Source organism: Kitasatospora sp. GAS204B (assembly GCF_029892155.1).
GTDB lineage: Bacteria > Actinomycetota > Actinomycetes > Streptomycetales > Streptomycetaceae > Kitasatospora.
Map to the genome: position 1 here is coordinate 1 of NZ_JARZAG010000056.1, position 15,598 is coordinate 15,598.

Annotated in this window: 15 protein-coding genes; 5 read left to right on the top strand and 10 right to left on the bottom strand. The window is 72.1% G+C overall.

Going from position 1 to position 15,598, the window contains the following annotated elements; all coding sequences use genetic code 11:
• Positions 1-362 precede the first annotated feature (362 nt).
• From P3T41_RS36340 to P3T41_RS36350, 3 genes are all read right to left on the bottom strand, one after another.
• Positions 363-1,196 carry a DUF3710 domain-containing protein gene (locus P3T41_RS36340; RefSeq protein WP_280694941.1) on the bottom strand — a complete coding sequence of 278 codons (834 nt, stop codon included), beginning with the start codon at positions 1,194-1,196 and terminating at the stop codon, positions 363-365.
• A 90-nt stretch (positions 1,197-1,286) separates the two neighbouring features.
• A complete protein-coding gene (gene dut / locus P3T41_RS36345) occupies positions 1,287-1,754 on the bottom strand; it encodes a dUTP diphosphatase (protein WP_280694942.1) in 468 nt (155 codons plus the stop codon).
• Entirely contained in the window at positions 1,751-2,335 is a 585-nt protein-coding gene (locus P3T41_RS36350) for a PaaI family thioesterase (protein WP_280694952.1), read from the bottom strand. The genes dut and P3T41_RS36350 overlap by 4 nt, the downstream gene beginning before the upstream one ends.
• A gap of 158 nt (positions 2,336-2,493) precedes the next feature.
• Here P3T41_RS36350 and P3T41_RS36355 point away from each other — a divergent pair, with 158 nt between their 5' ends.
• Complete coding sequence (locus tag P3T41_RS36355; protein WP_280694953.1) at positions 2,494-2,940, top strand: DUF3093 domain-containing protein; 447 nt, start codon at positions 2,494-2,496, stop codon at positions 2,938-2,940.
• 228 nt (positions 2,941-3,168) lie between these two features.
• Here P3T41_RS36355 and P3T41_RS36360 read toward each other — a convergent pair whose 3' ends face one another.
• The 4 genes from P3T41_RS36360 to P3T41_RS36375 all read right to left on the bottom strand — a co-directional run bounded on the left by P3T41_RS36360 (position 3,169) and on the right by P3T41_RS36375 (position 7,228).
• Positions 3,169-3,465 carry a DUF4193 domain-containing protein gene (locus P3T41_RS36360; RefSeq protein WP_280694943.1) on the bottom strand — a complete coding sequence of 99 codons (297 nt, stop codon included), beginning with the start codon at positions 3,463-3,465 and terminating at the stop codon, positions 3,169-3,171.
• Between the two features lie 625 nt (positions 3,466-4,090).
• Positions 4,091-5,071, bottom strand: coding sequence for an acyl-ACP desaturase (locus tag P3T41_RS36365; RefSeq protein WP_280694944.1), 981 nt, complete (start codon positions 5,069-5,071; stop codon positions 4,091-4,093).
• A 181-nt stretch (positions 5,072-5,252) separates the two neighbouring features.
• Positions 5,253-6,536: a HAMP domain-containing sensor histidine kinase gene (locus tag P3T41_RS36370; RefSeq protein ID WP_280694945.1), complete on the bottom strand. Its 1,284-nt coding sequence runs from the start codon at positions 6,534-6,536 to the stop codon at positions 5,253-5,255.
• 38 nt (positions 6,537-6,574) lie between these two features.
• The gene (locus P3T41_RS36375) at positions 6,575-7,228 is read right to left on the bottom strand and encodes a response regulator transcription factor (protein WP_035846216.1); all 654 of its coding nucleotides are present in this window, start codon (positions 7,226-7,228) and stop codon (positions 6,575-6,577) included.
• 463 nt (positions 7,229-7,691) lie between these two features.
• Here P3T41_RS36375 and P3T41_RS36380 point away from each other — a divergent pair, with 463 nt between their 5' ends.
• Positions 7,692-7,874 carry a hypothetical protein gene (locus tag P3T41_RS36380; protein WP_280694946.1) on the top strand — a complete coding sequence of 61 codons (183 nt, stop codon included), beginning with the start codon at positions 7,692-7,694 and terminating at the stop codon, positions 7,872-7,874.
• Between the two features lie 239 nt (positions 7,875-8,113).
• On the opposite strand, the gene P3T41_RS36385 is transcribed toward P3T41_RS36380, so the two are convergent.
• Together P3T41_RS36385 and P3T41_RS36390 are read right to left on the bottom strand one after the other, a co-directional pair.
• Positions 8,114-8,917 carry an inositol monophosphatase family protein gene (locus tag P3T41_RS36385; RefSeq protein WP_280694954.1) on the bottom strand — a complete coding sequence of 268 codons (804 nt, stop codon included), beginning with the start codon at positions 8,915-8,917 and terminating at the stop codon, positions 8,114-8,116.
• Between the two features lie 64 nt (positions 8,918-8,981).
• Entirely contained in the window at positions 8,982-10,130 is a 1,149-nt protein-coding gene (locus P3T41_RS36390; protein WP_280694947.1) for a ferrochelatase, read from the bottom strand.
• Between the two features lie 179 nt (positions 10,131-10,309).
• On the opposite strand from P3T41_RS36390, the gene P3T41_RS36395 reads away from it, so the two are divergent.
• A complete protein-coding gene (locus P3T41_RS36395; protein ID WP_280694948.1) occupies positions 10,310-11,551 on the top strand; it encodes an MFS transporter in 1,242 nt (413 codons plus the stop codon).
• A 114-nt stretch (positions 11,552-11,665) separates the two neighbouring features.
• Positions 11,666-12,982, top strand: a complete 1,317-nt coding sequence (locus tag P3T41_RS36400; RefSeq protein WP_280694949.1) for a D-arabinono-1,4-lactone oxidase — start codon at positions 11,666-11,668, stop codon at positions 12,980-12,982.
• Positions 12,983-13,003: 21 nt separating this feature from the next.
• On the opposite strand, the gene P3T41_RS36405 is transcribed toward P3T41_RS36400, so the two are convergent.
• Positions 13,004-13,813 (bottom strand): hypothetical protein, encoded by an 810-nt coding sequence (locus tag P3T41_RS36405; RefSeq protein WP_280694950.1) that lies wholly within the window; start codon positions 13,811-13,813, stop codon positions 13,004-13,006.
• A 560-nt stretch (positions 13,814-14,373) separates the two neighbouring features.
• Between P3T41_RS36405 and sepH the strand changes: the two genes are divergently transcribed.
• Complete coding sequence (gene sepH / locus P3T41_RS36410) at positions 14,374-15,459, top strand: septation protein SepH (RefSeq protein ID WP_280694951.1); 1,086 nt, start codon at positions 14,374-14,376, stop codon at positions 15,457-15,459.
• Positions 15,460-15,598 lie beyond the last annotated feature (139 nt).

Here is a 15,598-nt window from a genome sequence, read left to right on the forward strand (position 1 = left end):
TCAACATATCTGGCGTTGACTTTTGGCACGCTGTTGAGTTCTCAAGGAACGGACACTTCCTTCAAGCCGCTCTCGCAAGCTCTCCGGGCGCTTCGCTCTTTCGTGTTTCCAGCTTATCAGATCCGGCTCAGTGCCTTTTCCGCTTCGCTTTCCGCATTTCGCTTCCGGCCTTTCGGCTTTCCGCTGTCCCAGACTCTAGCAGAGTTTCTGTCCAGCGATTTTCACGCTCATCAGATTTACTCGCCGCCACATAACGTGGTCCGGGCAACTCGGAGAACACTACGCATCGGCCCATCCGGAGTCAAACCGGCCCCGGACAGCAGTGCTGTCCGGGGCCGGCAGGGCTTCCAGCGGGCGTCGCGTCAGTGGACCTCGGTGATCTCCGGGCCGCGCGCGAACGGGCTGAGCGTCGCGTCGCCGAACCGCGAGGTCTCCGCCTCGGGGGCGCCGACGCCGCCGTCGGCGACCATCTGGGCGTCCTCGGGGAGCTTGAGCACGATCGGGTCGCGCGGCGCCATCGGCACCTCGCCGCGGACGACCACGGTCTGCCGGAACACCTGCTCCAGCACCTCGGCCGACTCGGGCTGCACGGCGGCCTGCCCGGAGATCACGCCGCGCAGGAACCAGCGCGGGCCGTCGCAGCCGACGAAGCGGACCAGCTGCACACCCTGCGTACCGTCCGGCAGCTGCACTGGCACCTGTGCGCGCAGGTGCCAGCCGAGGTTGCCCTCCTCGACCTCGACCAGGCCGCCCTGGGTGCGGATGCCGTCCGCGATCTCGTCGCGGACCTCGCCCCAGATGCCCTCGGACTTGGGCGCGGCGAAAGCCTGGAGCTGGATGGCACTGTTGCCGAGGACCAGGGTGGCGGCCACGATCGCGTCACCGGCCACCTCGACTCGCAGCTCCATCCCCTCGACGCCGGGGACCAACAGACCGCCCAGGTCGACCCGGCCCTCGGCGGGGCTCTCCAACTCGGAGAAGTCCCAAGGGCCGTCGGGGCGCGGGGCCGGCGGCAGGCCGACACGGTCTGCCGGGTCGTCCTCCTCGACAGCCTCGTCGACCTCGTCGACGTCGGTCAGTGTCTCGCTCTCGGAGTCGGCGGAACCTTCGACGTCATCGGCCGTCTCGTCGGCGCTGATGGCGTCCTCGGCGAGCTGCTCGACAGCGTCCTCGCTCTTCTGGCGACGACGGAACACGGTCACTGTCCTTCCCGGTCCAAGACCGATGCGAATTCCTGCTCGTACCTTCGGCGACCTGCGCGGCCCGAGCCGGCAGGCCGCGGCATGCTAAACCGCCGCGTGACCACCGGTCGACCCGAACCCACCCTCGGCGCGTGCGGACCCGGGCAGTTCGGCCACCTCGTGGAAGCGGGCCTTCTCGACCTGCTGGATCACCAGCTGCGCGATCCGGTCCCCACGTCGGAAGCTGACCCGCTCGCGCGGGTCCAGGTTGACGACGATCACCTTGATCTCACCACGGTACCCGGCATCGACCGTCCCTGGGGCGTTCACGAGCGCAACTCCGCAACGAGCTGCCAGGCCCGAGCGCGGGTGCACGAACGCGGCGTAGCCGTCAGGCAACGCGATGGCGACACCGGTCGGGATCACGGTGCGCTCGCCCGGCTCGAGTTCGGCGTCGACAGCGGCGCAGAGGTCGGCGCCGGCGTCGCCGGGCTGGGCGTAGCCGGGCAGTGGCAGCTCGGGGTCCAGGCGTCGGATCAGGACGTCGACCGGCGGACGGGCGGAGGAACTCACGGATTCACCTCGAAGGCTCTGGCGCGCTTGAACAGGTCAGGGTCGTCCAGGGCAGCCTTGATGTCCTCGGGACGACCGTGCGTGGTGAAGTGTTCCAGTTTCACCTGAACGAAGAGGGCAGCCGCCCGGATCGCCACCGGCCCGTCGGGGCCGCCGATCCGTCCCTCGCCCGCGCAGTAGAGCTTGCGGCCGTGCACGCCGGTGGCCCAGGCCCGGATGTGCAGCAGCGCGTCGACCGGCACCGGGCGGACGAAGTCGACCTCCAGCCGGCCGGTGACCGAGGCCAGGTGCAGGATCCAGTTGAGCGAGCCGAGAGTCTCGTCCATCGCGGTGGTCAGCAGGCCGCCGTGGGCCAGGCCGGGGCCGCCCTGGTGCACCGGCTTGACGGTGAACTCGGCGGTGACGTCCACTCCTTCGCCGGCCCGGACGTCCAGCTGCAGGCCGCTGCTCTGCTGCGGGCCGCAGCCGAAGCAGTGCACGTAGTGGGAGCCGAGCGGAGTGCCGGGAGCGGGCGCCTCGGGGTGGCGCTCGGGCAGGACGGCGTCGGCCGGTGGGGTGGTCGGCGCCGGCGGCTGCCGCAGGTGCTCGGCCGGCGCGGCAGAGCCCTGCGGGGCCGGTCTGGGGGCGATGGATCCAGTCACAGCGCCCGACCCTACCCGCGGGTAGCTTCGGGCGCACCAGTCGATTCCACTCCCTGGACCGGGGGGCTGGTGCCGGGCCGTAGTAATCGGTGCCCACAATGGGGGGCATGTACGACGAACGCCTCACCGCGCCCCGCTCCTGGTGGCTGCTGCCGATCGCGGCCGGCCTGTCGATCGGCCTGATCCTGCTGAAGTTCGGGCCGGTGCCCGGGCTGATCGGCCTGGCCGTGGGGCTGGTCGTCGGAGCGGTCGGGCTGAGCTCGTACGGCTCGGCCCGGATCCGGGTGGTCCAGGGCTCCCTGGTGGCGGGGCAGGCCCGGATCCCGGTGACGGCGCTGGGCGAGGCCCGGACGCTGGACGCCAAGGAGGCGGTGGCCTGGCGCTCGGTGAAGGCCGACCCGCGGGCGTTCATGCTGCTGCGCAGCTACGTGCCGACCGCTCTGCGGGTGGAGATCACCGATCCGGGCGACCCCACGCCGTACCTCTACCTCTCCACCCGCGATCCGCAGGCGCTGGCCGCCGCGATCGACGCGGCCCAGGGCTGACCGGATCCCGCCCGGGCCACTCGGCCCGGGCGGGACACAGCTGGGGACACGAATGGCGAAGGGGCGGTCCGTCGTGACGGACCGCCCCTTCGCCATTCGTGTGCGACCGCCGGATCGGTCGCTCGATCAGCCGCCGGGGCGGTGACCCGCTCCGGCGGGGCGGTGTGCCGGGCCGACGCCGAGCTGCCGTGCGGCAGGCGCCGGACTCGGACCGAAGCCGCCCGATGTTCAGGCGCAATCCCGGCAGTACGGCTGGCCGCTCTTCTCACCGGCGAGCTGGCTGCGGTGGTGCACCAGGAAGCAGCTCATGCAAGTGAACTCATCGGCCTGACGGGGCAGGACCCGGACGGACAGCTCCTCGTTGGAGAGGTCTGCGCCGGGAAGTTCGAGACTCTCACCGGAGTCGTCGAAGTCGACGTCGACCGAGGGTGCCGACTTCTCGTTTCGACGAGCCTTGAGCTCCTCGATGCTGTCCTCGTTGATGTCGTCGTCTGTCTTGCGCGGGGTGTCGTAGTCCGTTGCCATTTTTCGCTCTCCCCCTCTGGGTGTGTGCGGTATCTCCAGCGCACGTAACGCATGAGGGGCCGGTCTTGTGCCCGACCCGAGGCCGAGATTGTGCCTTACTTCAAGCCCTGTTACTCAATCGACACTCAGCGGCGGACCCGACCAGGTGATCGAAGCCGTCTTCGATGGGCTTGCGGACAGTGGCGGCCGTTGGCCGGGAACCACCCGCTGTCGAATACGGATCGTGATGGTACGCCCCGTCCACCCCTTGCGCCAGGGCACCTCGGCCCAGGTGGGAGGGGGCTCGGCGGTTACCGGTTGTGGAAGCCTGGCTGCCGGATCCGGCTACCGTGCGCGATGGTCGGCGTCGGCCGGTTGATCACTCTGCGAGATCATCCGAACGAGTGCGGTCAGCTGATGTGACCTTGGTCACGCCGGAGTATTTTTCGGACAAACCGGCTGGAATCACCCCACCGAATCGAGTGGCGGTACGACCCAACCGGTCGGTGCGAGGCTTTCCGAACAGGCCTCTGCAACGGCTCACCACCGGCCCCACACGCACCCGCCGCCTATCGGCCACCATGGCGCGCGACGGCGGGGACTCAGCCCGCGCGACGCGGGGGCTCAGCCCGCGCGACGCGGGGGCTCAGCCCGCCTTGCGCGCCGCGTTGGCGGCCCGGCGGGCGAGCAGCGCGGCCTGGCGCTCGTCGAACTTGGTGGCCTGGGCGTCCAGGCCGTCCAGGAAGAGCCCGAGTTCCTGCTGGGCCTGCAACCCGGCCGGACCCAGCCCGCCGATCTCCATCACCTTCAGGTGCCGCAGCACCGGCTGAAGCACGTCGTCGTGGTGGATCCGCAGGTTGTAGATGCCGCCGATGGCGATCTGCGCGGCCGACCGCTCGAAGCCGGGCATCCCGTGGCCGGGCATCCGGAAGTCGGTCACCACGTCGCGGACGGCCTGCATCGCGAGGTCGGGCGCGATCTCCAGCGCGGCCTTCAGCAGGTTCCGGTAGAAGACCATGTGCAGGTTCTCGTCGTTGGCGATCTTCGCGAGCAGCTGCTCGCAGAGCGGGTCGCCGGCGAAGTGGCCCGTGTTGCGGTGCGAGATGCGGGTGGCGAGCTCCTGGAAGGCCACGTAGGCGACCGAGTGCAGCATGCTGTGCGAGTTGTCGGACTCGAAGCCGGCCGACATGTGGTCCATCCGGGCCCGCTCCAGGGCCACTGGGTCGACCGCGCGGGTGGTCAGCAGGTAGTCCCGCAGTGCTATGCCGTGCCGGCCCTCCTCGGCCGTCCAGCGGTGCACCCAGGTGCCCCAGGCGCCTTCGCGCCCGAACATGGTGGCGATCTCGTGGTGGTAGCTCGGGAGGTTGTCCTCGGTGAGCAGGTTGACCACCAGCGAGATCCGGCCGAGCGGGGTCACCCGGGACTGCTCCAGCTCCCAGGCCTCACCGCCGAGCACGCCGTCGAAGTCCCGCCCCTGGCTCCACGGGATGAACTCGTGCGGCATCCACTCCTTGGCCACCTTGAGGTGGCGGTTGAGCTCGGTCTCGACCACCTCTTCCAGGGCGAGGATCAGCCGGGCATCGGTCCAGGCGGTCGAGCCGGTGCGCTGGGCGGGGGCGATGGTCACGACGGGAGCTCCTGAGCGAGGGGACTTACGGACGCGTCACTTACGGATGCGTAGGTTACGACACCGTAAGTTCATTGTGCCGCAAAAGACAAGCGCCCTGGTCCGCTCCTTCCGTGCAGGTGAAGGGCGTACCAGGGCGCTGCGGGCAGCCGGGGCCCGGGGCGGCACCGGCTGCGGCCGGTCAGGCTCCGGGGATTCGTACCCGCATGGTCAGTCCGCCGCCGGGACGGGGTGCCGCCTCGATGGATCCGCCGTGCGCGCGGACCACCGACCGGACGATCGACAGGCCCAGTCCGACCCCCTTGTCGCTGCGGGTCCGGTCGGCGCCCTTGACCCGGCGGAACGGCTCGAAGATGTGTTCCAGCTCGTAGCCGGGGACCACCGGTCCGGTGTTGCTGACCACCAGCTCACCCAACCCGCCGGGCCCGGGCGTGGTGGTGATCTCCACCCAGCCGTCGGGCAGGTTGTAGCGGACGGCGTTCTGCAGCAGGTTCAGCGCGATCCGCTCCAGCAGCACGCCGTTGCCCGAGACGGTCACCGGGTTGAGTTCGGCGCGGATCTCCACCTCCCGGTTGCCCGCCTCCGAGCGGCTCTGCTCGATCGCCCGGGAGGCCACCTCGGCGAGCTCCACCGGGCGCCGGTCGGTCAGCTCGTTGTCGCTGTGGGCCAGCAGCAGCAGGCCCTCGACCAGTTGCTCGCTGCGTTCGTTGGTGGCCAGCAGGGTCTTGCCCAGCTGTTGCAGGTCCGGCGAGGTGGCCGGGTCGGCGAGCTGGACCTCCAGCAGGGTGCGGTTGATCGCCAGCGGCGTGCGCAACTCGTGCGAGGCGTTGGCGACGAAACGGCGTTGGGAGTCGAAGGAGCGGTCCAGCCGGTCGAGCATGTCGTCGAAGGTGTCGGCGAGTTCCTTGAGCTCGTCGTCGGGCCCCTCCAGCTCGATCCGCCGGTGCAGGTCGGAGCTGGCCACCTCGCGGGCGATGCGGGTGATCCGGCCCAGCGGGCGCAGCACTCGACCGGCCATCGCGTAGCCGGCCGCGAAGGCGATCAGCGCGAGCACGACGAGCACGGTGAGCGCCTGGCGCAGCAACGTGTCGAGCTCGCTGTGCTGCCCGACCTGCATCTGGGTGCGGAAGTACTGGTTGAACTCGTCCCCGGTGACCGCCCGTCCGCCGATCTGCGCGGTGATGCCGGGGTCGATGGTGATCTGCGGCACCGGCGTGTTCTGGAAGGCGTTGCGCACTACGACGTACATCAGCATCAGCAGCAACACCCCCGCCATCAGGAACATCCCGCCGTACAGCAGGGTGAGGCGGATCCGGATGGTCGGCCGGAACGGCAGCCAGCTCAGCCCCTCGTCGGGCTGGTACGGGCCGACGTGCAGGGCGGCCGGGCGTGGCGGGTGGTCCGGGCGCGGCGGCACCGTGTCGGAACTGCCGGAGGGCCCGCCGGTCGTGGGCGGGGTGGTCATGAGTTTCGTCCCCTTGGAGGTGGCGGGGTGGGTGGGCATCAGATCCGGTAGCCGGAGCCGGGCACGGTGACGATGACGGCCGGGTCGCCGAGCTTTCGGCGAAGGGTCATCACGGTCACCCGCACCACGTTCGTGAACGGGTCGGTGTGCTCGTCCCAGGCCTTCTCCAGCAGCTGCTCGGCGGAGACCACGGCCCCGCCGGCGCGCATCAGGACCTCCAGGACGGCGAACTCCTTGGGCGCCAGCTGGATCGAGCGACCGTCGCGCAGCACCTCGCGGCGACCGGGATCGAGGGTGATCCCGGCCCGGTCGAGGACCGGCGGCAGCGGGACGGTGGCGCGGCGGCCCAGTGCGCGCACCCGGGCGACGAGTTCGCTGAAAGCGAACGGCTTGGGCAGGTAGTCGTCCGCACCGATCTCCAGGCCCTCGACCCGGTCGCTGATGTCCCCGGAGGCGGTCAGCATGATCACCCGGGTCGCCAGGCCTTGCTCGACCACGCTGCGGCAGACGTCGTCGCCGTGCACCAGCGGCAGGTCCCGGTCGAGCACCACCACGTCGTAGTCGTTGACCGCGATCCGCTGCAACGCGGCCTCGCCGTCGTACACCACGTCGACGGCCATCGCCTCCCGGCGCAGGCCGGTGGCCACGGCTTCGGCGAGCAGCTGCTCGTCCTCGACGACAAGTACCCGCACAGCGGTTGTCCCTTCTCTGGGGCACGCGTGGCGGGATCGGAGTGTCCCCGTACGCGGGCCTACGACTCCGACGGTCCCTCCATCCTGCCTCCTGCCCCGGTAAAGCATCGGTAAGGCGACCCCACCCGGCCCTCGCCCGGCCACCAGCCCCGAACGGGGGTACGACGGACGAACGTGACGACGGCAACTTTCTTCGCGTTTCTGGCGACCCGAGGTTTCCCCGCCGTGTGGCTGGGGAGGACGAATGCACACCCGCGATCACGCCGTCAGGCGATCGCACCCACCCGCCGCGCGTTCATCCGCACCGGCTGGGGGATCGCAGGTTCCACGGAGCGGCCTCAAGGCCGTATCGGCGTCATCACCGGAGCCAGTCGACCGGTACGGCGCAGCCGCTGGATCACCGCACCCTCCCACCGGGGAACGCTCGACCGCGCACGTCCGACACCGTTAGGGGGTCTGCCGCATGGACGCCTTCACCGCCGGAATCCTGCAGCGTATAAGGAACACCGAGCAGGATCTGCACCGCGCACTCGAGTCCGGGGACGATTTCCTGGCCGAGGTCGAACAGTCCGAACTGGACGACCTGCGCCGGATCGCCACCGACCACGGCATCGATCCGGTCCTCTCGCTGCCCCGCAGCGCCTGATCCGGCGCCCGCCGCCGCCCAAGCCACCTTCCGCGGCCGGCCGACCGGCCTCCGACAACTGATCCCCTGATCCCCGAGCAGGCGAGAGCCCCGGCGCAGCAAGCTGCGCCGGGGCTCTCGCCTTCCGCTCGGCCGGCTCCGGCAACCCCGTCGGGTCGGCCTGACCGACCTGACCGACCTGACCGACCTGACCGGCCTGACCGGCCTGACCGGCCGACGTGCCGTCAGCCGATCCCGCGTCAGTCGTGCCAGGCGCCCAGTTCCTCCAGCCGGGACTGCAGCGGCTCGAAGACACCGGGTGCCGCGGCCACCACCAGCTCGCCGCCGGCCGGCCGGCCCACCCGGCCGCCGGTCAGCAGACCGGCCTCGCGGGCGATCAGGCCGCCGGCCGCCAGGTCCCAGGGGGCCAGGCCCCGCTCGTAGTAGCCGTCCAGGCGGCCCGCCGCCAGGTCGCACAGGTCGAGCGCGGCCGCTCCGCCGCGCCTGATGTCACGCACCTCGGGCATCAGGCGGTGCAGCACCTCGGCCTGGTGCACCCGGACCGGCTGCACGTAGTTGAAACCGGTGGCGACCAGCGCCTGGCCCCAGGGCGGCGCCGGACGCCCGGCCAGCGGACGGCCCTCGCGCTGCGCGCCGCGGCCCAGCACAGCCTGGAAGAGTTCGCCCCTGGCCGGCGCGTGGACCACCCCGACGACCACCTCGCCGTGGTACTCGGCAGCCACGCTCACGGCCCAGTTCGGCAGCCCGTAGAGGTAGTTGACCGTGCCGTCGAGCGGGTCGACGACCCAGCGCACGCCGCTGCCGCCGGCGCGCTCGGTGCCCTCCTCGCCGAGGTAGCCGTCCTGCGGGCGGCGTCCGGTGATCAGCTCCACGATCAGCTTCTCGGAGGCCAGGTCCATCTCGGTGACCACGTCGACCGGGCTGCTCTTGGTGGCCGCCACCCCGAGGTCGGCCGGGCGGCCGTCCCGCAGCAGGGCGCCGGCCTGCTGCGCGGCCTCCAGCGCGAGGGCGAGCAGGTCGTCGAGCAGGGCGGCGTCGGGCAGGATCTGGTCGGACACGGTGCTCCTTGTCAGCGGGGTCGGCGGTCGGCTTCCGGTGCGGCGCAGCTCAGGCCTGGGCGGCGGCCGGGCGGGGCGCGCGCGGGTTGGGGCAGCAGTCGACGGCGCACACGTCGTGACTGGCGCCGAGGGCGCCCAGGGCGCAGCGCCGGGGTGCCAGCCCGCGCTCGGTGGCCGCCCGCTCGAGCAGCAGCTCGCGCACGGCGGCCGTGAAGCGCGGGTCGGCGCCGACCGTGGCGGCCCGGGCGACCGGCAGGTCCAGCTCGGCGGCCTTGGCCACCGCCTCGGTGTCGAGGTCGTACTTGACCTCCATGTGGTCCGAAACGAACCCGATCGGGATCATCACGACGGCGGCGGCCCCGCTCTGCCGGCGCTCCGTCAGGTGGTCGCAGATGTCCGGCTCCAGCCACGGGATCTGCGGGGCGCCGCTGCGTGACTGGTAGACCAGCTGCCAGGGGCGGTCCGCCACACCGGTGGCCTTGGCGACGGCGGCGACGATCAGCTCGGCCACGTCCAGGTGCTGGGCGACGTACGCGCCACCGGGCGTGCCGCGGGCCGGGTCGTCCGGGGCGCCGGAACTCATCGCCATCGCGGTGGGGATGGAGTGCGTGGTGAAGGCCAGCTCGGCGCGCTCGCGCAGCTCGGCGGGCAGTTCGGCCAGCGCGTCCAGGGTGGCCTCGATCATTGGCTCGACGAAGCCCGGGTGGTTGTAGAAGTGCCGCAGCTTGTCCACGGTCAGCGCGGGGCGCCCCTCCTCGGCCAGCGTGGCGAGCGCGTCGGCCAGGTTCTCCCGGTACTGGCGGCAGCCCGAGTACCCCGCGTAGGCGCTGGTGGCCAGCACCGCGATCCGCTGGTGTCCGTCCTCGGCCAGCTCGCGCAGGGTGTCCACCAGGTACGGGGCCCAGTTCCGGTTGCCCCAGTGGACCGGCAGGTCCAGGCCGTGCGCGGCGAAGTCGGCCCGCAACGCGGCGAGCAGCTCGCGGTTCTGCGCGTTGATCGGGCTGACCCCGCCGAAGCCGAAGTAGTGCCGGCCGACCTCGACCAGCCGCTCCTTGGGGATGCCACGGCCCCGGGTGACGTTCTCCAGGAACGGGACCACGTCCTCGGGGCCCTCGGGGCCGCCGAAGGAGAGCAGCAGCAGCGCGTCGTAGGGGGCGGCGGAGACCGGGCCGGGCTCGGTGCGGGTGTCGTCGGACATGGCACCGATCCTGCCACTGCGGGTCGGTGGGCCAGACGGGCAGGGCCGGGGCGGTCCGGCCCGTTTATTCCGTTTGCCAAGCTTCGTAAGCTGTCATGGCCATCCATGTTCCTTACGAAGCCCCTCGCCGACAGGGGCACGTCGGGAGCACCCCCGGAACTCCCCACCCCGGAGCGACCGTGCTGTCCAGCTACCGCCAGATATTCGCCGCCCCCGGCAGCCTCGCCTTCTCGGCCACCGGCTTCGTCTCCCGCCTGCCGATCTCGATGACCGGCATCGGGATCGTCACGATGCTCTCCCAGCTGCGCGGTTCCTACGGGCTGGCGGGCGCGGTCTCGGCGGTGATGGCGCTGGCGGCGGCGGTCATCGGGCCGCAGGTCTCCCGGCTGGTGGACCGGCACGGACAGCGCCGGGTCGCGCTGCCCGCCACCGCGGTGACCACGGTGTCCACCGTCGCCCTGCTGCTCTGCGCCCGATCCGGCGCCCCGGACTGGACGCTGTTCCTGTGCGCGATCGGGATGGGCACGATGGTGAGCACCGGTGCCCTGGTCCGGGCCCGCTGGGCACACCTCTACCGCCAGGACGCGGCCAAGCTGCACACGGCCTACGCACTGGAGTCGGTGGTGGACGAGATCATCTTCATCGTCGGGCCGATCCTCTCGATCGGGCTGGCCACCTCGCTCTTCCCGGAGGCCGGGGTGCTGCTGGCCGGGATCCTGCTGGCGGTCGGGGTGCTGCTCTTCACCGGCCGGCGCGGCACCGAACCACCGGTGCACCAGGCGGCCCGCGAGGAGAGCGGCTCGGCGATCCGCTCGCCCGGGCTGCGGGTGCTGATGCTGACCTTCGTCGCCACCGGTGCGATCTTCGGCTCGGTCGAGGTGGTCACCGTGGCTTTCGCCCAGGCACAGGGGCACAAGGCGACCTCCAGCCTGGTGCTGGCCGTCTACGCGCTCGGCTCGGCGGTGGCCGGCACGATCTTCGGCACGCTGCGTCCGCGCCGCACGGCCGAACGGCGGTTCCAGCTCGGCGTCGGTGTGATGGCGGTGAGCATGCTGCCGCTGGCCCTGGCGGCGCTCTGGTGCACCGGCCTGGTCGGGCTGCTGGCGGTCGGCGGCGCGCTCTTCCTGTCCGGGCTCTCGATAGCCCCGACCATGATCACCGCGATGGGGCTGGTCGAGCGGCTGGTGCCGGCCGCCCAGCTGACCGAGGGAATGAGCTGGACCACCACCGGACTGGCCCTCGGGGTGGCGGGCGGCTCCTCGCTGGCCGGTTGGGTGGTGGACTCGGCCGGCGCCGCGGCCGGGTACCGGGTGCCGCTGACCGCGGCGGTCTTCGCGCTGCTGGTCGCCCTGGCCGGTGGACGCCGGCTGCGCCCGGCGACCGGCGCCGCCGCCCCGCAGGCGGTACCGGTCGGGCCCTGACACCGCTGGGCGCGTCACCCAACGGGTCGGGCAGGCGCAACCATGGACCATGGGCAGACCGGTGGCTAGGCTCCCTACCCACTGGTAACGCACCCGTCTCTGGGAGGCCTCCGCATGCCCGCCACCGTCACCGCCGGCCGCTGGACCAACTGGGCGGGCAACCAGAGCGCCGAACCCCGCCAGGTGGTGGCGCCCACCTCGGCCGAGGAGCTGGCCGAGGTGCTGCGGCAGGCCGCCGAGCAGGGCCGGACGGTCAAGGCGGTCGGCTCGGGCCACTCCTTCACCGCGATCGCCTCGGCCGACGACGGCGTGCTGGTGCGGCCCGAGGGGCTGACCGCCGTGCGCGAGCTGGACCGCGCGGCCGGGACGGTCACCGTCGAGGCCGGACTGCCGCTGGCCGAGCTCAACCGGCTGCTGGCGGCGGCCGGCCTGTCGCTCACCAACATGGGCGACATCGACGTGCAGACCGTGGCCGGCGCGACCAGTACCGGCACCCACGGCACCGGGCGGGACTCGGCCTCGCTGGCCGCGCAGATCAAGGCGCTGGAGATCGTGCTGGCCGACGGCACCGTGCGGCGCTGCTCGCCGACCGAGGACCCCGAACTGTTCGCCGGGGCCCGGCTGGGGCTGGGCGCGCTCGGGGTGCTCAGCGCGATCACCTTCGGGGTCGAGCCGGCCTTCCTGCTGACGGCCCGTGAGCAGCCGATGCGCTTCGCCGAGGTGATCGGCTCCTTCGAGGAACTGAGCTCGGTCAACGAGCACTTCGAGTTCTACTGGTTCCCGCACACCGACCGGTGCAGCACCAAGCGCAACAACCGCAGCCAGGGGCCGGCCGCCCCGCTGCCCGGCTTCAAGGCCTGGCTGGAGGACGACTTCCTCTCCAACACGGTCTGGGAGGGCGCCTGCCGGATCGGCCGGGCCTTCCCCAGGAGCGTTCCGACCATAGCCGCGCTGGCCAGCCGGGCCTGGTCCGAGCGGACCTACACCGACACCGCGTACAAGGTCTTCACCAGCCCGCGCAAGGTGCGCTTCATCGAGATGGAGTACGCGGTGCCGCGGGCCGCGGCCACCGAGGTGCTGCGCGAGCTGAAGGCGCTGGTGGAACGGAACGACTGGCAGATCAGCTTCCCGGTGGAGGTGCGCTGCGCCCCCGCCGACGACCTGTGGCTCTCCACCGCGAACGGCCGCGACACCGTCTACATCGCGGTGCACCTCTACCGGGGCACCGCCGAGCAGGGCTACTTCACCGCCGTCGAGCGGCTGATGACCGCCCATCAGGGCCGGCCGCACTGGGGCAAGCTGCACAGCCGGGACGCCGAGTACCTGGCCGGCGTCTACCCGCGCTTCAAGGACTTCACCGAGCTGCGCGACCGGGTCGATCCCGAGCGGCGGTTCGCCAACGCCTACCTGCGCCGGGTGTTGGGGGCCTGAGGCCCGGCCGGAGCTCGAAGCTCAGGGCGAGGCGGGCGCGCCCGGCGGGGTGGGCGTGGCCGCCTGGGTGGACGGAGTCGGTGCGGGCGGGCTCGAGGTCGGCGGCGTGCTCGGCGTCGGGGTCGGGCCGGCCGAGGTGACGGACTCGCTCGGGGTCGGCGACGGGCTCGGCGACGCGCCGCCGCCGGACGCCGAGGCGGCGGGCGAGGCCGACGGCGAGCCGGCCGGCCGGCTCGGGGTGCCGCCACCGCTCGGGCTCGGCGGTGCCGCCGGGACACCGCCGGCCGGCTTCCCCGGGGACGGGTCACTGTGCTTCGAACCGCCGGCCGGGAAGATCGAGGTGCCGCCGCCGTCCTGCCCGGTGGTCATCGAGTTCACGGTCCGCCCGGCGGCCAGCTCGACGATCAGGATCGGCGTCATGGCCAGCGCGAAGACCAGCACGGAGACCGCCGCGTAGGTCCGCCAGCTCCAGCGGCGCCGGGCCCGGAACACCTCGGAGTCGGTCCAGCCGGCCCGCTCGCCCTCGGCGTGCCACGCGGTCGGCAGCGCGGTGGTGTCGGTGAGCGGGACCTGGCGCAGTTCGTTGACCGCGCCGCCTGGGCCCCGCTCGGTCGCCTCCCGCAACTGCTCGCCGGTGCGCCGGAACAGGTGGTGGAAGACCGCGCCCCCGGTGGTGGCGCCGACGCTGACCACGGCAGCGCCGATGATGGTCCCGTACACCCCGAGCTCGGAGGCGAGTACCGCGCCGACCACGGCGGCGAGCGCGCTGGCGGCGACCTGGGCCAGGCTCAGGTCGATCCGGCGGGCGGCCCGCTGCTTCTCCTGCGGCATCGGAGCTCCTCACTGGGTCGTGGGCGGTCGGTATTTCGTCAGGTCGGCTCAGCAGACTCGTCGCGCTGTCCGATAAGCCCGCCTATTGTGCACAAAGAAGGACACAAGGGTCGAAAATCCGGTTTCTTCCAGTCGATATATGTGAAGATGATCACCGTCAGCTGATCGGTGGTCCGCCAACGGGGGCATCGCTCTTGAGATTCCCGTGAATCGCGGGAGACTTGAGCGGCGAGCCGCCCCTGTGGATGCCACGAATGGAGTACTGTTCGTGGAGTCTGAGCCTTCGGTCATCCTCTCGACTGCCCTCAACTACTGGCAGTCAGAACGACAACCTCGGCCCAGGCACGCACGGCGGCGCTCGACCCGAACCGTCGCTCCACATCCACGTGCGGGGAACGGCCGGGAATGTCTGACGCTGCGTCACGGAGAGCGACGCGGCAAACAGGCCACCGTGCCACAGCGGTGTCATCGGACGGAAGTCCGACACGCCGGAGAACTCTGCAAGGTTGTGGCAAGTCGCCAGTGGGCAGGCCACACTCAGTACGGGAGCAGCGACGCAGGTGACGTCGGCAGGCACCACCCGGGAGGTAACCGTGCCCGAACTGCGGGTTGTGGCCGTCAGCAACGACGGCACACGGCTGGTGCTCAAGGCTGCCGACAGCACGGAGTACACCCTCCCCATCGATGAGCGGCTGCGCGCCGCCATCCGCGGTGACCGCCCGCGCCTCGGCCAGATCGAGATCGAGGTCGAGAGCCACCTGCGGCCCCGGGACATCCAGGCGCGGATACGAGCAGGTGCCTCCGCCGAGGAGGTCGCCCAGGCCGCCGGCATCTCGGTGGACCGGGTGCGCCGCTTCGAGGGTCCGGTGCTGGCCGAGCGCGCCTTCATGGCCGAGCGCGCCCGCAAGACCCCGATCCGCCGACCCGGCGAGTCCACCGGCCCGCAGCTCGGGGAGGCCGTCGCCGAGCGCCTGGTGCTGCGCGCCGCCGAGAAGGACACCGAGCGCTGGGACTCCTGGCGGCGTGACGACGGCACCTGGGAGGTGGCCCTCTCCTACCGCTCGGACGGCGAGGGCCGCACCGCGAGTTGGACCTACGACCCGCCCCGGCGCCTGGTCCAGCCGAACGACGACGAGGCCCGCGCGCTGATCGGCGAGAGCGTCGAGCGCGAGGAGGAGTCGGTCTTCCCGTTCATCCCGCGGATCGCCCGGCTGCCCCAGGACCGCCCGCTGCGTCCGATGATCGAGCGGCCCTCGGCCGACCGGATCATGTCGGCGCCCGAGCGGCTGCCGGCCCGGGAGGCCGTCGCGGCCGCCGAGGCGCGGGATTCGCTGACCAGCCTGCTGGACGTGGTCCCGGCCTTCCGTGGCGACCTGACCGTGGGTCCCTCGACCATCGAGGCCGCCCCGGTGGAGGAGGGCCAGGAGGTCGAGGAGCCGGCCGCCGCGGCCGCCGCCCCGGCCGTCGGTGCCGGATCGGCGTACGCGGACATCCTGATGCCGCGCGCGGTCGCCCCGCACCGCGAGCGGCTGGTCGGCACCACCGACCGGCAGGCGGAGGCGGACGGCGTGCGGCCGGGACGCCGGGCCACCGTGCCCAGCTGGGACGAGATCGTCTTCGGCAGCCGCCGGAAGAAGCAGGACTGACGGAACGTCGGAACGAGGGTCGGGCCCCCCCCGCCGGGGGGGCGGCCCCCCGTGGGCCCCCCCGGGGGGCCCCCCCCGGGCCCGGGGCCCCCCCCCCCCCCCGGGGGGGGGGCCCCCCCCGGCCCGCCCCCCGGGGGTG

Bases quoted from the DNA above. Each gene is read 5' to 3' on its own strand.
- P3T41_RS36355 (WP_280694953.1), top strand. From the start codon at position 2,494: ATGGGGGGCATGTACGACGAACGCCTCACCGCGCCCCGCTCCTGGTGG.
- P3T41_RS36360 (WP_280694943.1), bottom strand. From the start codon at position 3,465: ATGGCAACGGACTACGACACCCCGCGCAAGACAGACGACGACATCAAC.
- P3T41_RS36370 (WP_280694945.1), bottom strand. From the start codon at position 6,536: ATGACCACCCCGCCCACGACCGGCGGGCCCTCCGGCAGTTCCGACACG.
- P3T41_RS36380 (WP_280694946.1), top strand. From the start codon at position 7,692: ATGGACGCCTTCACCGCCGGAATCCTGCAGCGTATAAGGAACACCGAG.
- P3T41_RS36390 (WP_280694947.1), bottom strand. From the start codon at position 10,130: ATGTCCGACGACACCCGCACCGAGCCCGGCCCGGTCTCCGCCGCCCCC.
- P3T41_RS36400 (WP_280694949.1), top strand. From the start codon at position 11,666: ATGCCCGCCACCGTCACCGCCGGCCGCTGGACCAACTGGGCGGGCAAC.
- P3T41_RS36405 (WP_280694950.1), bottom strand. From the start codon at position 13,813: ATGCCGCAGGAGAAGCAGCGGGCCGCCCGCCGGATCGACCTGAGCCTG.